Source organism: Fodinibius sp., assembly GCF_041642155.1.
In the GTDB taxonomy this organism is placed as follows: Bacteria; Bacteroidota; Rhodothermia; order Balneolales; family Balneolaceae; genus Fodinibius.
This window is the reverse complement of sequence record NZ_JBEPWZ010000025.1, coordinates 1-22,029: the sequence shown is the minus strand read 5'-3', so window position 1 is coordinate 22,029 and position 22,029 is coordinate 1. Positions and strand designations below refer to the sequence as shown.

At 51.0% G+C, this 22,029-nt stretch carries 25 protein-coding genes, 1 other RNA gene and 1 pseudogene; 10 read left to right on the top strand and 17 right to left on the bottom strand.

Features of this window, described 5'->3' with window-relative positions; all coding sequences use genetic code 11:
* From ACESLU_RS03260 to ACESLU_RS03245, 4 genes are all read left to right on the top strand, one after another.
* Positions 1 to 1,055, top strand: a 1,055-nt coding sequence (locus ACESLU_RS03260) for a site-2 protease family protein (protein WP_372635050.1), incomplete at its 5' end; no start/stop codon positions are given.
* 253 nt (positions 1,056 to 1,308) lie between these two features.
* Entirely contained in the window at positions 1,309 to 1,728 is a 420-nt protein-coding gene (locus ACESLU_RS03255; protein ID WP_372635047.1) for a hypothetical protein, read from the top strand.
* A gap of 41 nt (positions 1,729 to 1,769) precedes the next feature.
* Positions 1,770 to 2,237: an SsrA-binding protein SmpB gene (gene smpB, locus ACESLU_RS03250; protein ID WP_372635044.1), complete on the top strand. Its 468-nt coding sequence runs from the start codon at positions 1,770 to 1,772 to the stop codon at positions 2,235 to 2,237.
* 10 nt (positions 2,238 to 2,247) lie between these two features.
* Positions 2,248 to 3,024 (top strand): zinc-dependent peptidase, encoded by a 777-nt coding sequence (locus ACESLU_RS03245; protein WP_372635041.1) that lies wholly within the window; start codon positions 2,248 to 2,250, stop codon positions 3,022 to 3,024.
* A 203-nt stretch (positions 3,025 to 3,227) separates the two neighbouring features.
* Here the strand turns inward: ACESLU_RS03245 and ACESLU_RS03240 are convergent, their stop codons facing one another.
* The 4 genes from ACESLU_RS03240 to ACESLU_RS03225 form a co-directional block, all read right to left on the bottom strand.
* The gene (locus ACESLU_RS03240) at positions 3,228 to 3,734 is read right to left on the bottom strand and encodes an OsmC family protein (RefSeq protein WP_372635038.1); all 507 of its coding nucleotides are present in this window, start codon (positions 3,732 to 3,734) and stop codon (positions 3,228 to 3,230) included.
* 340 nt (positions 3,735 to 4,074) lie between these two features.
* Positions 4,075 to 4,452: RNase P RNA component class A (rnpB, locus tag ACESLU_RS03235), an RNA gene on the bottom strand.
* Positions 4,453 to 4,552: 100 nt separating this feature from the next.
* The gene (locus tag ACESLU_RS03230) at positions 4,553 to 5,287 is read right to left on the bottom strand and encodes a zinc ribbon domain-containing protein (RefSeq protein WP_372635035.1); all 735 of its coding nucleotides are present in this window, start codon (positions 5,285 to 5,287) and stop codon (positions 4,553 to 4,555) included.
* 19 nt (positions 5,288 to 5,306) lie between these two features.
* The gene (locus ACESLU_RS03225; RefSeq protein WP_372635032.1) at positions 5,307 to 6,362 is read right to left on the bottom strand and encodes a Nif3-like dinuclear metal center hexameric protein; all 1,056 of its coding nucleotides are present in this window, start codon (positions 6,360 to 6,362) and stop codon (positions 5,307 to 5,309) included.
* Between the two features lie 263 nt (positions 6,363 to 6,625).
* Between ACESLU_RS03225 and ACESLU_RS03220 the strand changes: the two genes are divergently transcribed.
* The 6 genes from ACESLU_RS03220 (at position 6,626) to ACESLU_RS03195 (ending at position 9,904) form a co-directional block, all read left to right on the top strand.
* Entirely contained in the window at positions 6,626 to 7,333 is a 708-nt protein-coding gene (locus ACESLU_RS03220) for a YggS family pyridoxal phosphate-dependent enzyme (protein WP_372635029.1), read from the top strand.
* A gap of 78 nt (positions 7,334 to 7,411) precedes the next feature.
* Positions 7,412 to 7,726 (top strand): hypothetical protein, encoded by a 315-nt coding sequence (locus tag ACESLU_RS03215; protein WP_372635025.1) that lies wholly within the window; start codon positions 7,412 to 7,414, stop codon positions 7,724 to 7,726.
* On the top strand, positions 7,726 to 8,022 hold the full coding sequence (locus ACESLU_RS03210) for a hypothetical protein (protein ID WP_372635022.1): 297 nt from the start codon (positions 7,726 to 7,728) through the stop codon (positions 8,020 to 8,022). Before ACESLU_RS03215 ends, ACESLU_RS03210 begins: the two co-directional genes overlap by 1 nt.
* Positions 8,022 to 8,390: a hypothetical protein gene (locus ACESLU_RS03205; RefSeq protein ID WP_372635020.1), complete on the top strand. Its 369-nt coding sequence runs from the start codon at positions 8,022 to 8,024 to the stop codon at positions 8,388 to 8,390. Before ACESLU_RS03210 ends, ACESLU_RS03205 begins: the two co-directional genes overlap by 1 nt.
* A gap of 44 nt (positions 8,391 to 8,434) precedes the next feature.
* Positions 8,435 to 9,055 carry a DivIVA domain-containing protein gene (locus ACESLU_RS03200; RefSeq protein ID WP_372635018.1) on the top strand — a complete coding sequence of 207 codons (621 nt, stop codon included), beginning with the start codon at positions 8,435 to 8,437 and terminating at the stop codon, positions 9,053 to 9,055.
* Between the two features lie 12 nt (positions 9,056 to 9,067).
* Complete coding sequence (locus ACESLU_RS03195) at positions 9,068 to 9,904, top strand: purine-nucleoside phosphorylase (protein WP_372635015.1); 837 nt, start codon at positions 9,068 to 9,070, stop codon at positions 9,902 to 9,904.
* 11 nt (positions 9,905 to 9,915) lie between these two features.
* Here the strand turns inward: ACESLU_RS03195 and ACESLU_RS03190 are convergent, their stop codons facing one another.
* The 13 genes and pseudogenes from ACESLU_RS03190 to ACESLU_RS03130 all read right to left on the bottom strand — a co-directional run.
* On the bottom strand, positions 9,916 to 10,323 hold the full coding sequence (locus ACESLU_RS03190; RefSeq protein WP_372635012.1) for a hypothetical protein: 408 nt from the start codon (positions 10,321 to 10,323) through the stop codon (positions 9,916 to 9,918).
* Between the two features lie 111 nt (positions 10,324 to 10,434).
* Positions 10,435 to 10,845: a hypothetical protein gene (locus tag ACESLU_RS03185; RefSeq protein WP_372635009.1), complete on the bottom strand. Its 411-nt coding sequence runs from the start codon at positions 10,843 to 10,845 to the stop codon at positions 10,435 to 10,437.
* Positions 10,846 to 10,880: 35 nt separating this feature from the next.
* A complete protein-coding gene (locus tag ACESLU_RS03180) occupies positions 10,881 to 11,102 on the bottom strand; it encodes a DUF3565 domain-containing protein (RefSeq protein WP_372635006.1) in 222 nt (73 codons plus the stop codon).
* Between the two features lies 1 nt (position 11,103).
* Entirely contained in the window at positions 11,104 to 11,565 is a 462-nt protein-coding gene (locus tag ACESLU_RS03175; protein ID WP_372635003.1) for a hypothetical protein, read from the bottom strand.
* Positions 11,566 to 11,575: 10 nt separating this feature from the next.
* Positions 11,576 to 11,764, bottom strand: coding sequence for an acetyltransferase (locus tag ACESLU_RS03170; RefSeq protein WP_372635001.1), 189 nt, complete (start codon positions 11,762 to 11,764; stop codon positions 11,576 to 11,578).
* Positions 11,757 to 12,155, bottom strand: coding sequence for a group III truncated hemoglobin (locus tag ACESLU_RS03165; protein WP_372634998.1), 399 nt, complete (start codon positions 12,153 to 12,155; stop codon positions 11,757 to 11,759). The genes ACESLU_RS03170 and ACESLU_RS03165 overlap by 8 nt, the downstream gene beginning before the upstream one ends.
* 5 nt (positions 12,156 to 12,160) lie before the next feature.
* Entirely contained in the window at positions 12,161 to 13,405 is a 1,245-nt protein-coding gene (locus tag ACESLU_RS03160; RefSeq protein WP_372634996.1) for a hypothetical protein, read from the bottom strand.
* Positions 13,406 to 13,719: 314 nt separating this feature from the next.
* A complete protein-coding gene (locus tag ACESLU_RS03155) occupies positions 13,720 to 15,540 on the bottom strand; it encodes a hypothetical protein (RefSeq protein WP_372634993.1) in 1,821 nt (606 codons plus the stop codon).
* A 296-nt stretch (positions 15,541 to 15,836) separates the two neighbouring features.
* Positions 15,837 to 16,556: an iron-sulfur cluster repair di-iron protein gene (gene ric / locus ACESLU_RS03150; RefSeq protein WP_372634990.1), complete on the bottom strand. Its 720-nt coding sequence runs from the start codon at positions 16,554 to 16,556 to the stop codon at positions 15,837 to 15,839.
* Positions 16,557 to 16,805: 249 nt separating this feature from the next.
* On the bottom strand, positions 16,806 to 19,448 hold the full coding sequence (ppdK, locus tag ACESLU_RS03145; protein ID WP_372634988.1) for a pyruvate, phosphate dikinase: 2,643 nt from the start codon (positions 19,446 to 19,448) through the stop codon (positions 16,806 to 16,808).
* A gap of 10 nt (positions 19,449 to 19,458) precedes the next feature.
* Positions 19,459 to 20,916 (bottom strand): oxygen-independent coproporphyrinogen III oxidase, encoded by a 1,458-nt coding sequence (hemN, locus tag ACESLU_RS03140; RefSeq protein WP_372634985.1) that lies wholly within the window; start codon positions 20,914 to 20,916, stop codon positions 19,459 to 19,461.
* A 77-nt stretch (positions 20,917 to 20,993) separates the two neighbouring features.
* Positions 20,994 to 21,353, bottom strand: a complete 360-nt coding sequence (locus ACESLU_RS03135) for a PRC-barrel domain-containing protein (protein ID WP_372634983.1) — start codon at positions 21,351 to 21,353, stop codon at positions 20,994 to 20,996.
* Between the two features lie 192 nt (positions 21,354 to 21,545).
* Positions 21,546 to 22,029 (bottom strand): annotated as a pseudogene (locus ACESLU_RS03130) (ABC transporter permease); the annotation flags it as partial.

Here is a 22,029-nt window from a genome sequence, read left to right as displayed (position 1 = left end):
GATTCAGTCCCTCGCTTTTTCCCGTGGCCCTGCCTACGGAGACGGACTTCTACCGCGGGGTGCTGTTTTCAGGCCTGCTGCTGGGATTTTTGGGGGTGCACGAGTTCGGCCACTATTTTGCGGCCCTATATCACAGGATCAAGGTTACGCTGCCCTACTTTATTCCCATCCCCCTGGGTATCGGAACCCTGGGAGCCGTTATCCGGATCAAGCAAAAGATTAACGACAGTTATAAAATGTTTGACGTCGGTATTTCAGGTCCGCTGGCCGGCTTTGTCATTGCCCTTACGGTGTTGCTCTATGGCTTTTCAACGCTGCCCGATGCTTCCTATATCCAGCAGTTCGAGGGACACGAAGAGGTCAAGGCATATGTGGCCGAGCACGGTACCTATCCCGAAGATCCGCCAGCCGAGACTGAGGGACAAACCCTGATATTGGGCAACACCCTGCTGTATGGTTTCCTGGCGTCCTTTTTTGAGAATGTGCCGCCCATGTGGGAGATGTACCATTACCCGTTCCTGTTTGCGGGGTGGCTGGGACTCTTTTTTACGGCTCTGAACCTGATGCCGCTGGGACAACTTGACGGGGGACACATTTTGTATTCTCTGATCGGTTTTAAAAGACACCGGACGGTCGCCCGGCTCTTTTTCGGCCTGCTGGTGACGCTTGCCGGAATCGAGGTCATTCCCTTCATCCATCTCTCGCTGGTTGAATACGGCTTGGGTCAGCATATACTCAGCTGGCTGATCTGGGGGGCGGTCCTGTTTCTCCTGCTTCGCAAAGCCTTCCACAGCGACCACCGGTGGATGGCCCCGACGATGGCCGTCTCTATGGCGCTGGCCGCGGGATACCTTTATTTGCATGTGGGCGGCATCACCGATTCGGGGTCGTTGATCTGGGTCTTCTGGTCCTTTTTTACCGCGTATCTGGTGGGTATTGAGCATCCCCCGGCCCTTTATGAGCGTCCCCTCGACCCCGCGCGCAGCTTGCTGGGATGGCTCGGGATGGGTATCTTTGTGGTTTGTATCAGCCCGAATCCACTTTATTTAATTTGATATAGATATAGCTATCTTTTCCTTATCTTTGGGACTATGATAAGGGCCGATTTACAGGCAGAGGCTGTGGGGCCACCGCGTCATCCTCATGTAATCCGGGGCCTGTTACAGGAATGGATTTCATAGCGAATGAAGCTGACGAGTATACCAGGTGCTGTAACCTGTAACAGGGTGAACGCAACATCGCGGGCTTTTGGCAAAGGCCTCTGGCAAGAACTTCAACTTTTAATATTAACATTAATATTATTTTTTCATGCGCTTTTTCTCATTGCTGTTACTTTCTGTTTTATTTGTTTCCTGTTCCAGCTCAACGCCGGAAGATCTATCCGGGGAGATAGACCGGTTGATTGCCGAAGAAGAATATTCCCGCGCCATAGAACTGCTTGAGAATGCAGATGAGCGGGAACATGAGGCGGACATCCCTGAATTGAAGGAGAAAACATATTTGAACTATGGGCTGTACCTGGAGTATCGCGGTCCCGAAGAAAGCAGCATGCGCGACCGGATGACGTCGGCCCTGGAGCAGTTTATCAAGGTACTGGAGATTAATCCGGAGAACGAAAAGGCGAGGACGGAGATTCAGCAAATCATGGGCATTTACGAGACAATGCCCGACCGTTCGCCCGGCGATGAGATTGTAGAGGACCTGCAGGCCCTGGGCGTAGAGTATTAGCCCGGCTGACAACTTTTTGTATACATAAAAGTTTTTTTACCATGGCTACCAATACCCCGACCATCAAAAATCGAAAAGCCCGGCACGAATATCATATCGAGGATACCTACGAAGCGGGCATCGTTTTGAAAGGAACAGAAGTGAAGTCGCTGCGAAATGGCAACGCCAGCCTGGGGGAATCCTTTGCGTACCTTCAGGATGGCGAAGTGTGGCTGCGGGATATGTATATCAAGCCCTACAAGGAGGGCTCGTATGCCAACCACGATGAACGCCGCCCGCGCAAGCTGTTGCTCAACAAACGCGAGATCGGTGAGCTGGATAAAGCGATTTCTCAGAAAGGATATACCCTTATCCCCCTGAAGCTGTATTTTAAGAAAGGGTATGCCAAAATATTGCTGGGCATTGCCAAGGGAAAGCAGCAGCACGACAAGCGGGAGGATATCAAGGAGCGTGACATGAAACGCGATATCAACCGCAAGTATAAGGGAACCTATAAAGTGAATCTCTGACGGGGTACCCATGTTTGGTTTAAAAAAGTGGCGCCGGAAACGGCTGATGAAGCGGCCTTTCCCGGAACAGTGGGACGCTTTTCTGTACCGGAATGTTCCTTATGTCAATCTTCTCCCCGAATCCCTGCAGGCGAAGCTGAAAGGCCTGATACGCATATTTGTGCATGAGAAAACGTTTGAGGGGTGCGCCGGACTGGAAATAAATGATGAGATGCGTGTGACGATCGCGGCCCAGGCCTCTATCCTGATGTTGGGCATCGATGATCTCTCCTCTTTTTATGATGACCTTCGATCCGTGCTGGTCTATCCCCGGCCGTATGTGGTCGAAATAAAAAATCGCCATAACAGTTTTTTTGTTCAGGAAGGGTTTCAGCAGCGCCGGGGAGAGGCCTGGTCGCGGGGGCATGTAGTCCTGGCCTGGAACGAGGTGCAAAAGGGCGCATCCGATATTCACGACGGACAGAATTTGGTCTTCCATGAATTTGCTCACCAGCTGGATTACGAATATGGGGCTACCGACCAGATAGAGAGCAGTAATGAGGAATCGCACTACCTTTCCTGGGCCCGGGTCGTGGGCGCCGAATACCAAAAGTTTCTCCGGGCCATTAAGCGGGATCAACAGACGCTTATCGATGCCTACGGGGCTACGAACCCGGCTGAATTCTTTGCCGTCATTACAGAGTGCTTCTTTGAAAAACCGCGTGAACTCAAAAACAGGCATCCCGAGTTATACCGGCAGCTCCAGGACTTTTACCAGCAAGATCCGGCTACCTATATCACTTCGTAGGAGGAGCGGCTACTGAGCTTCCTGCGTTCTTATAATTAATTATCACAACAACGGCTGAAATGGAAATTCCTTCTGCCGCTGCTAATACTGACGCAAGGCCTGCAGTCAGTAGTTGAGTTATAACCATTTGAAAAACAAGAACGTTTTGCTCCGGGTTACAGCCTTTACGGACTCGCAGCCCGGAGATTTAGCTAAGCCCGCTCTTAGTGAAGAGGTGCATTCGCCCGTAATTCGGGACTGTTTTTCAGGGTTTGGTAGATTACGCAATACCGTTCCGTGAGCTCGATTAACTTCTCAACTTTTTTCTGTTCCGCATCGGTATCCAGATCAAATGTGAGGGTAATGGATTTGAATCCCACCGGTGCCTCTCGTGAAACCCCCAGGGTCCCCCGGAAGTCAAGCAGCCCCTCAGCTTTGACGGTGCCTTCATGAACCGTGATCTGCATAGCTGTAGCTACCGATTTAAGCGTAACGCCGGCACAGGCCACCAGCGCTTCCAGCAGCATGTCGCCCGAACAAGCCTGTGAGCCATCCCCGCCTGTTGCCGGGTGGAGACCCGCCTCGGCAACACCGGTATCCGTGGCCACCTCACAGGAAATGTTTTTTCCCAGTTTGCCTTTGGCGTGGAGTACGATCTCTGCCTCCCGGGGATTCGCCTTGTATTCTTCCTTTAACGGCTTTTGAAGCGCACGCAGTTCTTTGGAGTTCATAATAGTATATAGCTAATGTCTTAATTGGTTTTATTGAAAAGTCGGTGACTAATTTAAAGAAGCCTTTGCAAAACTGTTCTTTTGGCCAATGTCGGCGTTATCGGTCGGTTGAAATTCTCACATATTGGCTATATGCTGCGATTTCAACCGACCTTTGGCCTTGACCTTTCCCGATGCTTCGGGACTGGTTTTTCAAAGGCTTCTTAAAAAAATCAAATTGACCTGTATCTCGCAACTGCGACAGTAAAGAGTTGCTAATTAGCAAGTAACACGGATCGCAGCATGCTGCAGCCGCGTTTGAAAACAAAAGGCCGCCCTCATCGGACGGCCTTTTCATGTAAACCGGAGATAGCCTGTAAGCCGAATTCTGTATCCCGCTATGCGGGATGGCAATCATTTATCTGGTCCCTGAATTGCTTCAGGGCTCGAGCACTCTACCCGGCAGTATAGCGACAAGCGGCGCACTGCCTGTATGAGCTTGCACCCTGTGAGGTTTACCCTGCCTCCGCGTGTCACCACCGGAGCGGTGAGCTCTTACCTCACCTTTTCACCCTTACCTCCCTGCGCAGAGCGCCGGGGGCGGTTTATTTTCTGTGGCACTTTCTTACTCCCGAAAGCATTCGGGAGTTCTTCCCGTTAGGAAGCACAGTGCTTGCAGGTGTTCGGACTTTCCTCCCGCCGTGTGTTTGCACAGGCGGGCGATTGCCCGGCTATCTCCTATAAAATACAAAATTTTTGCCGAAAAAAATACCGTCCCGGTTACTTGGAGTGAAACAGGACAACGGAGTTGAAAAGCCTCGCACTGTTATTTCTGCCGGTTACAGCGAAAGCTGTTCTTTAGCCGTTTTGAAAAAGGAAGGATGCACTACGATACGTCCGCTGTTTTCATCAATGATGATTTTGTTCTTATGACGAACTTCAACCTGGGTCTGTGGCGGAAGGGCCATGCCCAGTGCGGCGCCCTTTTCCATCGGTACTACCGCCAGGCCGTTTGCAAGTCCGTCGCGCAATCGTTTGTAGCTTTTTAAATAGCGCGGGTTGATATTTTCCTCAACTTCCTCACGTTTATTCAGAAGCATCTCTTCCTCTTCTTCGGTTTCCTTGACTACCTTGTCGAGGTTTTCCTTTTTTTCTTCATACAGCTCCTGGGTTTCATCCAGCCGTTCCTGTGCTTCTTCGATCTCGGGATCAACTTCATTAAGCCGTTTCTCGATCTCCTCCTTGCGCGATTCGGCATTTTCGATAACCTGTTTCTGGGATTCTATCTCCTTGGTCAGAGCATCATACTCCCGGTTATTGCGAACCGACATCTGCTGCTCTTCGTACTTATCCATCTTATTTTGGGCATCTGTGATCTCAAGCTCAAGGTTGTCCCGCTCTACCTGGAGGTTCTGCTTCTCTTCCTCGAGCCGGTTGATCTGGGCCTCGTAGCGGTTGATGTCGGTTTCAATGTCGAGAATTTCTTCCGGCAGATCACCCCGTAGCTGTTTTAGCTCATCAATTCTGCTGTCTATATATTGGAGATTAGCTAACTGTTGAAGTACTTCTTCCATAGATTACGTTTATCGTGATTTATTCCTGCGGATTTTGGTTATGACCAGGTATGAAAACCTGCATTGGATTGGTGGTTACTTGTGTTTCAAGAACTTCAAGGTGTTCAAATGCTTCGCTCAGTTCTTGCTGAAGTGCAGCCACCATTGGCACTTCACTTTCATAATGGCCTACATCGACCAGTAAAAAGTTTTCGGTATCGGTAAAATAATCGTGGTATTTAATGTCGGCGGTTACAAATGCCTGAGCCCCCTCGGCAATCGCCTGCTGCGCCAGTGAAACCCCCGCACCCCCACAAACGGCTACCTTCTTTATGCGTTCTGCAGCGCCGGAAAACCGGATGGCCGGTACATTCAGTACATTGGAAACCACGTCAAGGAATTCCGGCTGGGTCAGTCCCTTGTCACGATAAAACCCGACGACCCCCATGCCAACATTGTTCGACGGACTCGCAACCTCCATGACCTGGAAGCTGCCCCGGTGCAGCAGCCCGTTTTTCTTTAGTTCTTTTTTAAGGTCTCCCACGTTGTGCTGGTCCATAATCGCCTCGTAGGTATGCTGGTCCTGCTTGCGGCCTTCCACCTTATAGTAGTGAGCCTCTTCGGCCGAATAATAGTTTAACAGCTTCAGGACCGATTCACTGTCGGAATGACTGGTCGTGAGTACAATCTTGCGGCTCACATGGTAGCTGTTATCCAGAAATTTCAGGTTCTTGAGTCCCAGATTCTTGGCCAGCACAAAAGACACCCCGTCAAGAGCCGCGTCCAGGTTGGTGTGCGCGGCGACAAGCGCGATATCGTTTTTGATCAGATCAAAAATGATTTTGCCCTGCTCGTTGGTGGGATTAATCCGGTCGATGCTGTTGAAAATAAGGGGATGGTGTGCAACGATAAGGTCGCAGTTTCGGTCTATAGCTTCTTCAACGACCTCAAGGGTGATGTCAAGGCAGGTTAAAATGCGGGAGGCTGGCTGGTTGGGGTTGCCGACTAACAATCCAACATTATCGTAGTCGAGTTTAGTACTGGGCGGTGCCCACTGGTCGAGAAAGGTGGAAATATGCTGGACCTGGGTATTCATGCGGGCTATCGGCCTCCGTACTTTGATGGTTCGGTTTCGCAGCACCTGAGCCGATGCATAAATAATTCAGAATCGAAATAAAAGATACTCAGTGTAGAGTGCAATGTTTTGTTATTCGATCTTTTAATTCAGACTCGCAAAATACCATTTTAATACCTTTGATAAAAGCTTATTTTTAATATCATTCGGTTCTTCCATGGTTATATGCTATTGTAAGAGCAGAAATGGGAAAATAATAATTTCATAAAATGTAATCAGCCTTTATGTCTGAAATGATTTGCGAGAATATTAAAAAAGTGACCGACCGTATAGCGCAGGCATGCAGCCGTGCCGGACGCAGTCCCGAAGAGGTTCAGCTGGTTGCCGTTAGTAAGCTGAAACCGCTGCAGGATATTAAAACCGCTTTTGAGTGCGGACAGCTTCACTTCGGGGAAAATCGTGCGCGGGAGCTTCAGGATAAAATGGAGGCCTATGATGAGGATCGCGTGCGCTGGCATATGGTGGGCAACCTGCAGACCAACAAAATAAAGTACATGGCAGAGCGGGTGAACTGGATCCACTCGATAGAGAAGAAAAAGTATCTCCGGGAAATTGAGAAAAGGGCGTCGCGCATAGACCGGGTTATCAATACGCTTGTCCAGATTAATATCAGCGGAGAAGATCAAAAGAGCGGGTGCAACGCCGGGGATGTAAAAGAGATCCTGGAATATGCACAGGGACTCCAGCATGTCAGGGTTCGCGGTCTGATGGGAATGGCAACTTTTGTTGACCCGGATCAGGCCGAACAAGTGCGGCCGCAATTTCAGATGCTGCGCAGGATACGCGATGAGCATCGCTCGTACGAGTCCGGGAACGTCCGGCTCGAACATCTTTCCATGGGTATGACAAACGATATGGAGATTGCCATCGAAGAGGGGTCGACCATGGTGCGGGTGGGCCGTGCTATTTTTGGCGAACGTAACTATAAGTAACAAGTTACGTATAAAAGCGTGTTTCAATGTATATGATATTTAGTACATTACAAGGGTACCCTTAAAAGAGGTTTGGTTATGACTGTGTGGATTTTTTTAATTATTATCGTATCCGTCGTAGGCGGACTGATTATCGAGTATCAAAAAAACAAGATGGCCATGATGGGTAAAAGTCGCCGGAATGAGGAGGAAGTGGACGATCTTCGCAAACTGGTGAATTCGCTGAAGGGACGGATCGAAAACCTGGAAGCCATTGCGGCCGGAAATCCCGATGAGTTTTCAACCGGGGCGGGGCGCGGCATGGAGGAGATTGAGATAGAGGAGGAGTTATCGATGAAACAGGAAAACAAACAGCAGGTTGCTGATCTTGCAGACAAGCGGAGAGAAAAATAATGGAAGATATCATAATTGTATCCATCGTATTCGGCTTTTCAGCTTTTGTATGCACGGGCATATACAAGCTGATCATGGCTAAAATGAATCGAACGCACGGCATTGACAGCGAAACATTCGAACGACTGGCAGAGGCCTTCATCCGGCATAAAAAAGAGATGAACCGCCGGGTGCGAAATATTGAGACTATCATTGCCAATATGGAAGAGGTTTCCAATCCTGGAATTGAGAAGCCGGGAAACCATAGCGGTGGTACACTGAAAAATGATCTTAAAAATAAAAAGAGGGTTCAATAATGGGATTTGAAGAAATGGTTGTTGCACTGGTTGGAGCGATTGGTGGTATTGCGCTGGTTGGATTTATTTTCGCCAAAATTGTCGGGCTTACCAAAGCATGGATAAACCGCAACAATACGGCTATTACGGAAGAGGATTTTGACCGGCTTGCCCGGGCGTTTATGGAACACCGGAAACGGAGTGAGCGTCGCATTCAACACCTGGAGGCGATTATTGCCGGTGAGGATGAAATAAAGGCTCCTCAGACCTTGTCGGAATCGAGTGAAAAACCAGAGGTCTCCAGCGAGACGATAGAAATTGATGAAGAGCAGCAGGAATCGTCGGGAGGCGATGACGGTAATTTGCGGAACATGTTACACGAGCGGTAAGTTAACAAGAGTTATAATTCTTACGGAATTTAGGGCATTTTGCTATGAAATTAACGGCACTTGAGATCAAGCAACAGAATTTTGAGAAATCGCTGCGAGGTTATGACAAGGCAGAAGTGGAGGCATTTCTGAACCTCATGTCGAACGAGTGGGAGCACATGGTTTCCAAAAACCGCGAGCTTCAGAAGAAGGTTGATGATCTGGAGGAAAAGATCAAGCACTACGAACGGGTGGAAGAAGCCCTCCACGAAACCCTGCAAACCGCTAAGGAATCGGCCGAGCAGAAGCTGACCGCCGCGCGCCGCGAGGCACAGACCAAGATCGAAAAGGCCGAAATGGAGGCGGAAACGATTATTCGCGATGCTTCCCAGCAGCGGCAACAGGTGCGGCAGAGCATCATCAGGCTGCTGGACCGGCGAAAGGAAATTATCGCCGGCATCCGGTCCTACCTGGAAATGGCCCGGGAGTCGCTGGAACAGTTCTCAAAAGATGATGCTTCCCTATTCAATCTTCCCGATGAAGAGAGAGAGATTTCCAAAAGCCTGGAGGAACGGGTTGAACAGCGGCAGGAAAAGACGAAAGACACAGAAGAGCGGGGAGAAGAAGCGCAACCGCTCCCCCCGGGCACCGAAGATGTGGACGATATTATTGATGAACTGGACTGATATTGAGAAATAATGCAGCGAGAAACGGTCGAGGAATTTCGGAAAAAACGCGATGATGCCCTCGGGTATATCCGGGAACAAACGGACGCCCGTCCGGATTACCTGATTGTTTTGGGGACGGGATTGGGACATCTGGGTAACAAAATCGAAATTCAGGATACGGTTTCCTATGCCAACATTCCTCATTTTCCCGTTTCCACGGTAGAAAGTCACGCAGGCAGGCTTATATTCGGAATGCTCAGCGGCAAGAAGGTCGTAGCCATGCAGGGACGTTTTCACTACTATGAGGGTTATACCATGCAGCAGATTGCTTTCCCGGTGCGGGTGCTGAACGCACTCGGTACGGGTACGATGATCGTCAGTAACGCCTGCGGTGGGATGCATCCCAACTATAAGAGCGGCGATATCATGCTGATCAGCGATCATATCAATATGCTGGGCGACAACCCGCTTATCGGTCCAAATGATGAAGAACTGGGCCCCCGTTTTCCCGATATGAGCGAGCCCTATACGCAGCGGCTCCAGGAACTGGCCGAACAGGTCGCCCTGGATAGTGCCATTAAAATGCACAAGGGGGTGTACCTGGCGCTTAGCGGACCTACCATGGAAACCAGGGCCGAGTATCGCTTTCTGCGCATGATCGGTGCCGATGTGGTGGGTATGAGCACGGTGCCGGAAGTCATAGCCGCCGTTCACATGGGGATGGACGTGCTCGGTATTTCCGCTATTACGGATGAGTGTCTGCCCGACGCGCTGGAGCCGATTGATATCGAAAAGGTCCTGAAAGCGGCCGAAATAGCGGAGCCCAGGATGACGCAGGTTATCACGGGCGTGCTGGAAAGACTGTAGATGTCAAACTCCTATCTATTATAACTTACCGCACGGTTCCAGTGCAGCGCAATGAAAAGAATAATGGCGCCGACTTCGAGGGATCGTCCTGCTAATATCGCTGAGGAAGGCACGATATCCAGGTACGACGCGGTATTGACCAGTATGCCTGTATTCAGTAACCCTACCATTATCATGGCTTTCAGAGGATTTCCCCGCGATCCGCTTTCCAGGTAGCGCGGTAATATCCAGTAGGCGGTCCCCATCGTCAACTGGATAATCCAGCCAAAAATGCTTACTTCGATATGGATGGGGAGCAGCGCCCACGCGGGGGACAAGCCCGGATAGGCTTTGCTGAGGAGGATGAGTGCACCTAGGAAGAATCCCGCAAACAGGTAGATCAAGGAAGCTTTTATCATCCAGCGGCTGGGGGTCGGCATGGCTTGGCAGTTGGTTATGTAGTTACGGGTTGTCAGAGGCCTCTATCAGTCATTTGTAATATGGCTGTAGTTCTTATAAGCCAGCGATTTTTTAGATAGCATGTTGCCTGATTATTTTTGTGCTTTTCGTTTTTGACGCTTCTTTTTGCGTTGCCTCCGCTGTTGCTCTTTCGACTGGATACGCGGCCATATTTCAATGATGTAGGTCAGGGCAGCTCCGGCCTGCGTTATGGCCGAGAGAACGATCAGGACATTCCAGACCGGGTGCTGGGACAGGTAGTTCACGGGTTCGGCCAAGGTTCGCAGCAGCAATCCCGCGTTCAGCATAAGGAATGTCAGCCAGCCCCATTTCTGGGCCCGAAACCCCTCTTCCCGGGTTCGACCGGGAAACATCCACATGGAAACCCCAAAGATGATCTGGGTGATCCAGCCAACCATCAGCAGATGCCAGAAGAGAGGGACCAAGCCAGGAAACTGCAGCCATTTAACTTCGGAGGCCAGTGCCAACATTAATGCTGCCAAGAAATAAATAAGTCCCGTTTTTATGAACAGGCGGGCTAATCGTGGCATGTCGGATCAAAGTCTTGGGGTTCGTTGCGGTCGCATTTTTTACAATTCAGCTTTTTGCCAATCCGGCTCTTGCGTCCCTCTGCCGTGGTTGTCCAGGGACGCAAGCTCCACGGAGGATTGTGACGCACGTGCTGGTTATGGCCGCATTTCAACTCGGCAACCCACGCGTTTTCCTCATCTTTATGATAGCCGATAATCGGCTGCTTCATATCACAATTCCCCTCCTTTCAATCGAGCCGATGAGATCGGTTCCCTGTAACTGGAGTGACAATCCACGCATCCCTGCTGAACAATTCGGTAGTGATGCAAAATTTCCTGCATCTCTTGCTGTAACGCAGCCAATCGCATCGAATCTGCGTGATGATGTACAATCATGTCATATTTCACAAACTGTTTCATTTCCGTTCCCAGGGTCGATTTTACTAACTTTTTATCCTTTGCAGTCATAGCTGGATGATCAGATATATTACCCGCACTTTCTTCAATAAGTTCAAAATTTTCGGTATAGATACCGTTATCCACCTGGTACATATCCGTCAATAATTGCTGCATCATGGGGACCAATGACATGGTTTCCGGCTGTGGTGACTCTTCCCGGGGAGACAAAATCCACCCTGCTACGACAGAAGAGAAACCGGCAAGAAAGGTTATTATCAATAGGAGATTCTTCATGTGATGGTATCTATTGTTGAATTAACTTTTCAATGTCCAGCTTCTGTATGGCGCTTATCGCCGATTCCATGGCGCCTTCGGCACATAAGCCGCTCATCGAGGCGTCTTTAAAACCTTCTTGGGCGGCCTCAATGCACGCCTGGCGAACCTTTCGGGCAAGACGTATGTCAGCCGCCGGTATTGTTTCTGTATTATTCATGATTATTTTGGTTTTTTGATCGGTTATATTTTCCCTCCATCTCCATCCGTACGGAAAAAGAGGATGCAATTTTGCCCGCCATCTCCTTGGCGTATTCTGCTTTTTCTCCCCTGAAATGCTGGTCCGTGGTGGCTTCGAATAAGCCATACCAGCGACTGAAATCTTCTTTTTTGACCGGCAGGGGCAGGTGCTGGCGAAAAGGGCGTCCCTTATAGCGCCGGGTCTGAAACAGCAAGTTCGACCAAAAGTCCACCATTTTAGGCAGGTGCTCCTCCCAATCCACCTGGGCGAAATCATTGAAAATATAGCCCAGCCGTTCATCCTGTTCAACGTTACGGTAAAAGCTGTGGACTAATTTTTTTATGTCTTCCTCGTTTTGGATGTCGCGCATGATCGTTACTGTTGTATGTTATTTTGAGATTGTATCATCATAAACCAGTAGGCTCCGAGTGCAAGGGCCGGCAGCAGTGCCGCTGCGGCCACTAAATAGAAAATCCAGGGGCCGGTCCACATGGCCGGCCAAAGGGACGTAGGCAGCAACAGGCTTCCGAGTACGATAACAATAGATAGCACAATTCCGTTGAAAAACCAGTCGGGGATATTCGCGGACTCATGCCACCAGGCCATGATCGCCAGGGTAAAGGCGCCAAGCAGTAACACATGCAGGTAAAAAATCCGGAGCCCGTGATCCGAAAACAGAAATGAGGAGGGAATTACCGAGGCCGTTAGCTGCATCAGCGCTTTAAGTCCCACCAGGGCGAGGGGCCAGATCCAGATCGAATTGTTCCACCTGCCGGAGGAGCCGATGGCATAGAACGCCTGCAGCAGTCCGATGGCAGCAACAGCACCGCCCAGCCGGGCTGTCAGCAATAGCGACGGCGACAGCAGTGTTTCCGAAATACCGTACGGGAACGTCAGCGGAGCGCCGATAGCGATGCATCCCAGCGAAAAGTTTTGCGAAACCGGCCAGTTGTCCGGCTCTACCGGTAGTTTCAGCACAAAAAGGGACAGCAGCACCAGGACCACCCACCCTTCGGTGAAAGTGGCCAGGAAGAAGTGAGTCAATCCTTTCATCAAAAGATGGTTTGCCGGGTCCACCGCCTGGACGACGGCCACGCCCCACGCCCCGAGGGAACTTATCAGAAGCATCGTCAGGGCCCCGTCGAACCAGGACTGGCTGGTCTTATTCCGCAGTGCCGGACGCGCTTGCCAATAGCCCCAGGTGAAAACGTACCAGCAGATCATGACGAAGCCGGACAATATGACCGACAGGGGGAGCGAGGTTGAGACGAAAGCTACGGGGCGGTACCCGTATATCAAAAAGAACGGGAAGGAAGCCAGGCCGAACAGCAGGGTGCCCCCAACGGCACTTTTCATCCAGCGTGCCCCTCGCTGGCTGCTTTCCCTCCACTGGAGTATGCTATTCCGCATAATCAGGAACGGCAATGGTACCGCCCACCCGAAGAACATGAGGTGCGAGTGGGCGTGACGAATGTTGCCCACGGAGAGGCCCCAATCGGGAAGCCATCCAATCATACCCAGCCGGTATAAAAAGCCGGTCAGCGCCGCTAACACAAAGGATGCCAGGGCGAGCTGCCACAACCCTCCTTTCCTTTTTGAGTTGTAAGAATCCGTTTGCATAGGGATACGCTTCAGTCCGCCGCAGATCTCATTGTCCCGGAAATGACGGGCGCCCGGCCCCTCCGATAAATCCGTGACAGCTGCATGTTATATATTAAGAGTTTTATGTCTTAATGTAACAATAATTTATTCCTCGATAAAAATTTCAGCAGTTGTTATATAAGCAAGTTGTGCAGTTGATTCCCGGCGTTATCGGTCGGTTTACATTCTCACATATGGACTTATATGCTGCGATTCCAACCTCCCTCTGGCCTTGACCTTTCCCGATGCTTCGGGACTGGTTTTTTAAAGGCTTCAAAAGTTACCCCGCGTTGTCAGGAGGAGACCGCCATGCATTTCTCCGTTAACTGATCAAACAAATCATCAATCCGGTGTCGCTGCGCTTCAGCCGTATCGGGTATGGAAGCCAGGTGTTCGTCCCGGTACGGTTCGGTTTCTGCTATTTCAAGACAATAGTTTATCCCGTTATCCAGGTTTTTTCTGAATTTTTTGAGCTTCCTGAATTCCGACTCAGAACCTTTCGCCTGTCCAACAAGATCTTCGAAATAGTCGACATAGAGTACCATTTCTTTGGCAAACATATGGGGACGTTCAGCGGGTACCAGCGATTCGCTGCGTCCGTATACATGATCGATCATTTCCCGGAGGGTATATTCACCGTCAAAATAGGCGATATTGGGACCCGGACAGATTGCCTGCGGGGCGCGATGTTCCGCCAGAATCCCCAGGGCGATGAGCGCACCGTTCCCCAGGTGGTCACAGAGGCATGCCTTGCCGAGCACTTTTTCACGCTCTTGCTCTTTTTTTTCCTCCTCCAGGTCACTTTGGGCAATCTGATCCAGCTTTAGCAGCTGATACTGGTTGGAAGCCGTGCAGATGGGCTGCTCAGTAAACTCGGTGTTGGCTTCCAGGAACCCTTTGGGACAGGGAGAGCCGGGCTTGTCTTTTTCAATGCGTTTTTTATGCCACTGCTCGGAGCCGGTATCCCGGATATTATTAAAAGGCACTCCCAGCGGAGAAACGCCACTCAGGTAGAGATCCTGCTCTTTGGCATTCTCCAGGAGGTTTCTGGTCGGACGGTCCACCGTCGTAGCCTCGGGGACCAGCAGGAAGGGGCTGCCCCAGCCGGTCGCATCCATATCGAAATCCTGCAGGAGCCGCTGTGCTTCCCCGCTTACCCCGATACCGCCCTGTACGGTGAGACGGGGTTCCGTGATTTCCCAGGAGGAGGGAAAGCCATGGTGTTCATCTTTGTAATAGCTTTCAATCAGCGGTCGTACGGCAGAACTAAGCTGGTCTCTTTTCTCCCGGAACTCTTTTAGCAAGCTCGGCAGGAGGTACCCGTCAGAGGCAAAAGCGTGTCCCCCGCAGTTCAGTCCCGATTCTATGCGATATTCAAAGACCTCGAGTCCCTTTTTGGCCAGGTACTTGCCCTGGATGAGCGCTGAACGGAAGTCGCTGACTTTGAGGATGATCTTTTTTTTGATTTCTCCCCTGCTGTCCCGGTAAAAATCCCTGAACTCGCTAATATAGTTATAGAGGCGCGGGTTAAATCCCGCGGAGAGCACCAGGCTCGAGGAAAGGTCGCTTTGGGCATATCCCCGCAGGGCAGCGCTGGCATCGCTGAACTCCTGGCTCATCGGCGCGCCGCCTTTGGTGTAATTTATCTTGTCCACCTTGGCCATGATATTTACATCGATGGAACCGGGCCGCATCAGCCGTGATAATTCACAGGAAAGCCGGTCCCGTAAAGACCCTTCTTCCGTCTGCATGAGCTGTTCGTATTTTTGTTTCAGGGGGTGTCCCCCGGGCAGCAGTTCGAAATACTTTGCCTTGTCATTTGATTCGAAGAACGGCTGGTTTTTAACGGAGTCAAACGTTTCCCGGACAATCTCCTTTACGGTATTCAGGTAAGCTGTTATGCGCCGGGCCCGTCCATCTTCGGCCGTGCGGCCAATGTTACTATAGGGCAGATCGAACTTCCGGCAGTAATGTTTTCGGATGCGCTCGACCAGCAGGTCGTCCACCACTGAAATTACCGAGTCGATGCCGTAGGGACCGACCCGGATAGGGGAGTCAATGGAATGTCCGGTTCCCATTACGGGAATGGAAAAGTTGTGAGGGGAATGTACCATGGGAATTATGCAAATTTACAAGCTTAACTTGGACCTATCGCCGGGAAACTGATCGCGGGCAAGGCACACCTCAACAAAGGGAATGAGACGTTTTCCCTGCGCTGAACAGATGTTTTGAGGTTCAATGCGGCGTATGGACCAATTTAGCAGTTATTAACAGGTGCAATGTTCGTTTATATTTTAAAATACCGCTACCGAATTGTTTACGGCAGGTTTAGCGTTATCCCAAATTCTTGCATATGGGAAATGCGGTGACAGGCAGCGGGAAAGAGCTGTGTTCTTTCCCCGCAGGGCTGTCAATGTAATGTGCGTTCCAGCTCCAACGCTTTGGGGAACAGGATGTTATTTTCGAGGTGGACGTGTTTATGCAGATCCTTTTCAAAGCCTTCCAGATTTTCGAAGAGCACCCGATAGGTCGCGCAGGCGTCTTCGGGTGGCGTAAAGCCATTGCTCAGCCGGCGTATTCTGGCCATCGACGCTCCGGCCTCATCGTGCTCTTCTTCCATCATGGAGATGGGATCGGCAGCCATGCCAAAGTTGGCAACATCGGGTTTTGTGCCCGTTTTTTCCGCCTCGACCAGCTTTTTGATGTAGGGGAAGAGAATTTCCTCTTCTTTATCCAGATGATCGATAATCTCGGCATGCAGCCGGGTGAATTCGGCATAAATTTCTATGAGTTCTTTGTGGCGGTCCCCGTGAACCCTTGCCACTTTTCTGGCGTAAACGGCGATTTCCGGCAGTTTGTCGCGTGTAAACCGGTGATGGTTATTGATAATGTAGTCCGCCAGGAAATCAATCGACCAGTCATTATAATTGTTATGCTCTTTTTCACCGTTGGCCAGATCCTGCAACGCTTTTTTTACTATTTCTGTATCCATGCCTTTACCGGCTGCAGCCTCTGCAATTGTTTTATTCCCGCCGCAGCAGAAATCAAGTCCAAACGTTCGAAAAATCTGGGCGGCCCGGTAATCATCAGCGACAATTTGTCCCACTGTTCGTTCTTTTAATGCTTCCATAACATGAGTGTATTGCGGTTAAGTGTTTATAAGAGGGCTTTGCAAAACCGTTCTTTTGGCCAATCTCTGCATTTTCGCTCAGGCTTTGATGTTTCCCGAATGCTTCGGGACTGGTTTTGCAAAGCCCTCTATAATGTTCAATTTCATATTTAAGAGTATTATATCTTAATATACAATAAATTTTACTAAGGATATAATTTTTTTGGGTGGTGACCGTACAAAAACCACCCGTTTCAAAAAAGTCAGAAGCTATGCCTCGGAGCTGAGGCGTGCCTGGGCTGCGGCCAGCCGGGCAACCGGCACCCGGTAGGGGGAACAGGAGACGTAATTCAGTCCCAGGGTGTAACAAAAGCGTACGCTGGACGGGTCGCCCCCGTGTTCGCCGCAGATTCCTATTTTCAGGTCTTCCTTTACGCTGTGTCCCTTTTCGGTGGCTATGCGGACCAGGGTGCCGACGCCTTCTTCGTCCAGAACCTGGAACGGGTCATTCTCCAGAATTCCCTCCTGCAGGTAAGTTTCGAGAAACTTGCCGGCATCATCCCGGCTGTAACCGAAGGTCATCTGGGTGAGGTCGTTGGTCCCGAAAGAGAAAAACTCCGCCTCCTCGGCAATCTTGTCCGCAACCAGGGCGGCCCTGGGCACTTCAATCATGGTCCCCACCTTGTAGGCAACCCGCTCCCCTTCCCGGGCAAAGACTTCGGCGGCCGTATGGTCCACGACCTCATGCTGGTGGATAAACTCCTCTGAGGTCCCGACCAGGGGAATCATGATTTCGGGTTCCACCCGCTTACCCTCCTTTTTAAGTCGGACCGCCGCCTCCAGGATCGCCCGGGTCTGCATCTGGGTTATTTCGGGGTAGGTGATGCCCAAACGGCACCCGCGGTGACCCAGCATGGGATTGAATTCCTTCAGCACCCGAATTTTTTGGCTGAGATCGCGGAGTGGGACATCCAGTTCGTGGGACAGGCTTTCTATTTCCTGCTCCTCATCGGGCAGAAACTCATGCAGGGGCGGGTCCAGCAGGCGCACCGTCACCGGCAGTCCCTCCATCGCCTCAAAGATCTCCACAAAATCCTGCCGCTGGTAGGGGAGCAAGCCCTCAAGGGCCTGCTTCCGTTCTTTCTCGCTTTCGGAAATAATCATCCGACGCATGGCCCTGATCCGTTCCTCTCCGAAAAACATATGCTCGGTGCGGGCCAGGCCAATGCCCTGCGCGCCATAGTCCCGGGCCCGAAGAGCGTCTTCAGGGGTATCCGCGTTAGTGCGGACATCCATATCCCGGATGTCGTCGACCCAGCGCATAAAAGTATGGTAGTCGTCCCCGAAAGAGGGTTCCTCCACCGGTTTTTGTCCCTCTATAACAAGCCCCCTGGCCCCATCGATAGAGATCCAGTCGCCTTCGCGAATGGTTGTCTCTCCATTGCTGAACGACTGGTCTTCATAATTGATGATGATATCGTCACAGCCGGCCACGCACGGTTTGCCCCATCCCCGGGCGACCACCGCAGCGTGACTGGTCATGCCGCCCCGTGAGGTGAGAATGCCTTCGGCGGCGGACATGCCCCCCACATCTTCGGGACTGGTTTCGATTCGCACGAGAATAACGGGATCTCCCTTTTCATGCTCTTGCTCGGCTCTCTCGGAGCTGAATACCACTTTGCCCACGGCGGCGCCGGGCGAAGCAGGGAGCCCCCGGCCGATAATGGCATCCTCCCCGATGTCCGACTGACTCAGCTGTGGATGCAGCAGCTGGTCCAGGTGTGCGGGTTCCACCAGGTTGGCGACCGCTCCTTTCCGGGATATCAGCTCTTCTTCCACCATATCCGTTGCAATTTTAACCGCAGCTGCCCCTGTTCGCTTGCCGTTGCGGGTCTGGAGGATATAGAGCCGGCCCTGCTGGATGGTAAATTCAATATCCTGCATATCCTGGTAGTGCTGTTCCAGCTTGTCGGTGACCTCAACCAGCTCGTCGTAGCTCTCCGGCATATCTTCCTTGAGCTCGTTGATGTTGCGGGGCGTGCGGATGCCCGCGACGACATCTTCTCCCTGGGCATTCACCAGGAATTCCCCGTATAATTCCCTGGCTCCGTCTGCGGGATTGCGGGTAAAACAGACCCCCGTCGCACAATCTTCGCCCATGTTGCCGTAGACCATTGCCTGCACGTTAACGGCCGTACCCAACAGTCCGGTGATCCGGTTGATCTTGCGGTAGGTTTTGGCCCGTTTGGCGTTCCAGGATCGAAAAACAGCATCAATGGCCAGGTGGAGCTGGTTATTCGGATCCTGGGGGAAATCCTGTCCGGTGCCCCGGCGATACACCGTTTGATAGCGACTCACCAGTTCCTTTAATTCGTCAACCCCGAGCTGGGTATCCAGCGTTACCTTCTGTTTCTCTTTGAGTGCCTGCAGCTCTTCTTCGAACTGTTCGTGCTCAATACCCATGACGACATTGCCGAACATGTCGATAAAGCGCCGGTAGCAGTCGTAGGCAAACCGTTCGTTGTCCGTTTTATCCGCCAGTCCCCGTACCGACTGGTCATTCAGTCCCAGGTTCAGTACCGTATCCATCATGCCGGGCATGGAAATAGCGGCCCCCGACCGGACCGAAACCAGCAGAGGATCTGAAGCGTCGCCGAAGGAAAGTCCCATCAGCTTTTCGAGGTAGCGGACACTCTCCTGGACCTGCTCTTCCACCCCGTCGGGCCACTGGCCGTGGTAGTGGGTGTAGTAGTCACAGATTTCAGCCGAGAGGGTAAAGCCGGGGGGGATAGGCAGGCCAATGGCGCTCATCTCGGCCAGGTTGGCTCCCTTTCCTCCCAGCAGCCGCTTCATGGATTTGTCGCCCTCCGCTTTTCCGTCGCCAAAGGTGTATACATATTTTTCGGTACTCATATCATTTCCCTCATACGGTCTTTGAAAATTTGTGTTCGGTTTTGGACGGCTCCAGGTATCGGTCAAAACACATGGAGATGTTACGCAAAAACAGCCGGCCCTTCTCGGTTATGTGCATATGGTCGGCTGCTGTGATAACTAATCCGTCCTGCTCCAATGGTGCCAGTTTTGACAGCGCATCAGCAAAGTAATCGGTAAAACGGATGTTCCATTTTTCCGATAGTCGTGAAAAATCGATACCCATCCGGCACATTAAACGTATGATAACATTTTTACGGATAAGATCATCCCGACTCAGGGATAATGTTTTAAAAACAGGGGATTTGCCCGCGTCAAGCTGTTGGTAATACGCTCCCAGATCTTTGGTATTCTGCCAGTAGTATTGCCCCACATTCGATATGCCCGACATGCCGAAGGCATAGAGATCCGCTCCCGAGTGGGTGCTGTATCCCTGGAAGTTACGCTGGAGCGTTCCTTCATCCATGGCCCGGGAGAGCTCGTCATTTTCCCTTGAAAAGTGATCCATCCCGATGAAGCGATAGCGGTTATCCGTCAGGTATGCGATCGATTGACGGAGCATGCCGAGCTTTTCATCCGTGGAGGGCATTTCTTCTTCCCGGAGTAATTTCTGGGCCGGCATGATGCCGGGGATGTGGGCATAACTGTAGACCGCCAGGCGGTCGGGACGGAGTCCGAGCACATCATCCAATGTCTGTTGGAAGGTAGCGAGCGTCTGCCGGGGAAGCCCGTAAATCAGGTCAAAATTGATGGAATTGATGCCGGCTTCCCGCAGCCACCGGGTCACCCGCTCCGTTTGCTCGAAAGGCTGGATGCGGTGGATTGCCTCCTGCACCTGCTTGTTCGTATCCTGTACCCCCAGCGACGCGCGGTTGCAGCCGATATGGCTCAATGCATTGATATGTTCCCGGGTGCAGCGGCGCGGGTCGATCTCGACACCGAATTCCGTGGATGGAGTCAGGGTAAAGCGTTTTGTAATCGCGGCACCGAGTCTGTTGAGCTGGTGCGGGGTGAGGAACGTGGGCGTCCCCCCGCCAAAATGGACTTGAATCACTTCTGAATCTTCGTGGAGCAGACCGGCAATCAGATCCATTTCTTTTTCGAGATAATCGAGGTACAGATCCCCGCGATCCTGGTCTTTGGTGATCACTTTGGTACAGCCGCAATACCAGCAAAGCGAAAAACAAAACGGAATATGAAAATACAGGGAAACGGGATGCGGCTCTTGGTTGTGATCCGCCAGGTAGTGCCGAAGCGTGACTATATCGCGGTCGTCCGCCTCGCTGAATTGTACCGCGGTAGGGTAGGAGGTGTAGCGGGGACCCTGGACGTTGTATTTTTTAATAAGATCGAGATCAATATCAACATCCATACCGGGACTGCTGCTTTTTTGATCGTACTTTTGCCTCTCTTTTTTCAGAAAGGTTTTGGATCTATTTCCTGCATCCATAATAATTTTGCGTTCTTCTTTTTAAAATTCAATTCATTCTCCATTTATTCTTGTGCTATTCCCTTGACGCGCGCAGGTCAGTTTGCGTATTTAGGTTTAAATTCTGTTGTGCCATTCTGGAAAAGTTCGTAAACACATTCCCGGCTATTAAAGGTTAAACCGGGGGTAATAAGTCCGGACGCACTTAGCAATTTTTCTTCACCTATAACAAAATAAAAAGAGGAATCATCAGCCTCCCGTATCTCCAGGCACTGGCGAGGGATAGCATAATGGCGATTGATTTTTCCGATAAAATTGGCGTAGCATAAGACAATATACGTGATTGCCCCATTTTTGGAGTCGAGCATTACGTTTTGTATTACTCCTACATCCACTCCGTCTGGATTTGTGATTTTTGTGCCCATAATATCAGTTACAAGTTGAGCATCTGTTTTCATAATTCTATTATCAATATTTAAATTTTAGTTAATTCATAACTGGCTGATGAAAATGACTCGGCCTGTTTTCGGTCAGTAGGTTTTAGCCCCTCCATATTTTTTAACGGATGAACAAAAAAATCCGAAACTCAGTTGTATCGTAAGAAGCATGCTCGTGCCTCAGGGGGATATCTTGCCTGATGATGTTCAGGGTTAGAAATCCTTCTTCAGGAACAGCCGGTTCCCCCGCCATAGGGGGAGAGAAGTCCACAGCAGCAGGCAGGCGGCCGCCACGCCTATGCCGGCCGCACTTCCGAAAAAGCGGTTGAAGACCGCCCCCGTGTATCCCATCAGGGCCGAGATATCAAATTCAAGGAGGACCGTAATGCGCGCCAGGTCAATGGGGTTGGCCAGGGCCAGCCCCAGCATCGGTTTCTCGATGGGATAGTCCCCAAAGGCAAAGACTGCCAGCAGGATGAATCCGTCATAAAGAACCGCCAAAAACAACCAGCTTATCAGTGCAAACCCGAGTCCCTTGACACGGTCCTCAAAAAAACGAAGTCCAAACCAAAAACCGATTCCCGTAAACAGGAGCGTCAACACATTGCCGAGCAGGAGTATCAGCAGAATCGACCGGAGGCTGGCGGTGATAATCATCCCGCTGTACAGGATGGGCAGCAGGGTGCCGGCGGTAAAA

What these genes read in the sequence shown, in the direction of transcription:
- ACESLU_RS03230 (WP_372635035.1), bottom strand. Translation starts at nt 5,287, where the DNA reads ATGGAAGAAGTACTTCAACAGTTAGCTAATCTCCAATATATAGACAGC.
- ACESLU_RS03190 (WP_372635012.1), bottom strand. Translation starts at nt 10,323, where the DNA reads ATGCCGACCCCCAGCCGCTGGATGATAAAAGCTTCCTTGATCTACCTG.
- smpB (WP_372635044.1), top strand. Translation starts at nt 1,770, where the DNA reads ATGGCTACCAATACCCCGACCATCAAAAATCGAAAAGCCCGGCACGAA.
- ACESLU_RS03135 (WP_372634983.1), bottom strand. Translation starts at nt 21,353, where the DNA reads ATGAAAACAGATGCTCAACTTGTAACTGATATTATGGGCACAAAAATC.
- ACESLU_RS03225 (WP_372635032.1), bottom strand. Translation starts at nt 6,362, where the DNA reads ATGAATACCCAGGTCCAGCATATTTCCACCTTTCTCGACCAGTGGGCA.
- hemN (WP_372634985.1), bottom strand. Translation starts at nt 20,916, where the DNA reads ATGGATGCAGGAAATAGATCCAAAACCTTTCTGAAAAAAGAGAGGCAA.
- ACESLU_RS03240 (WP_372635038.1), bottom strand. Translation starts at nt 3,734, where the DNA reads ATGAACTCCAAAGAACTGCGTGCGCTTCAAAAGCCGTTAAAGGAAGAA.
- ACESLU_RS03200 (WP_372635018.1), top strand. Translation starts at nt 8,435, where the DNA reads ATGAAATTAACGGCACTTGAGATCAAGCAACAGAATTTTGAGAAATCG.
- ric (WP_372634990.1), bottom strand. Translation starts at nt 16,556, where the DNA reads ATGGAAGCATTAAAAGAACGAACAGTGGGACAAATTGTCGCTGATGAT.
- ACESLU_RS03175 (WP_372635003.1), bottom strand. Translation starts at nt 11,565, where the DNA reads ATGAAGAATCTCCTATTGATAATAACCTTTCTTGCCGGTTTCTCTTCT.
- ACESLU_RS03220 (WP_372635029.1), top strand. Translation starts at nt 6,626, where the DNA reads ATGTCTGAAATGATTTGCGAGAATATTAAAAAAGTGACCGACCGTATA.
- ACESLU_RS03205 (WP_372635020.1), top strand. Translation starts at nt 8,022, where the DNA reads ATGGGATTTGAAGAAATGGTTGTTGCACTGGTTGGAGCGATTGGTGGT.
- ACESLU_RS03195 (WP_372635015.1), top strand. Translation starts at nt 9,068, where the DNA reads ATGCAGCGAGAAACGGTCGAGGAATTTCGGAAAAAACGCGATGATGCC.
- ACESLU_RS03245 (WP_372635041.1), top strand. Translation starts at nt 2,248, where the DNA reads ATGTTTGGTTTAAAAAAGTGGCGCCGGAAACGGCTGATGAAGCGGCCT.
- ACESLU_RS03210 (WP_372635022.1), top strand. Translation starts at nt 7,726, where the DNA reads ATGGAAGATATCATAATTGTATCCATCGTATTCGGCTTTTCAGCTTTT.
- ACESLU_RS03155 (WP_372634993.1), bottom strand. Translation starts at nt 15,540, where the DNA reads ATGGTACATTCCCCTCACAACTTTTCCATTCCCGTAATGGGAACCGGA.
- ACESLU_RS03180 (WP_372635006.1), bottom strand. Translation starts at nt 11,102, where the DNA reads ATGAAGCAGCCGATTATCGGCTATCATAAAGATGAGGAAAACGCGTGG.
- ACESLU_RS03165 (WP_372634998.1), bottom strand. Translation starts at nt 12,155, where the DNA reads ATGCGCGACATCCAAAACGAGGAAGACATAAAAAAATTAGTCCACAGC.
- ACESLU_RS03170 (WP_372635001.1), bottom strand. Translation starts at nt 11,764, where the DNA reads ATGAATAATACAGAAACAATACCGGCGGCTGACATACGTCTTGCCCGA.
- ACESLU_RS03160 (WP_372634996.1), bottom strand. Translation starts at nt 13,405, where the DNA reads ATGCAAACGGATTCTTACAACTCAAAAAGGAAAGGAGGGTTGTGGCAG.
- ppdK (WP_372634988.1), bottom strand. Translation starts at nt 19,448, where the DNA reads ATGAGTACCGAAAAATATGTATACACCTTTGGCGACGGAAAAGCGGAG.
- ACESLU_RS03215 (WP_372635025.1), top strand. Translation starts at nt 7,412, where the DNA reads ATGACTGTGTGGATTTTTTTAATTATTATCGTATCCGTCGTAGGCGGA.
- ACESLU_RS03255 (WP_372635047.1), top strand. Translation starts at nt 1,309, where the DNA reads ATGCGCTTTTTCTCATTGCTGTTACTTTCTGTTTTATTTGTTTCCTGT.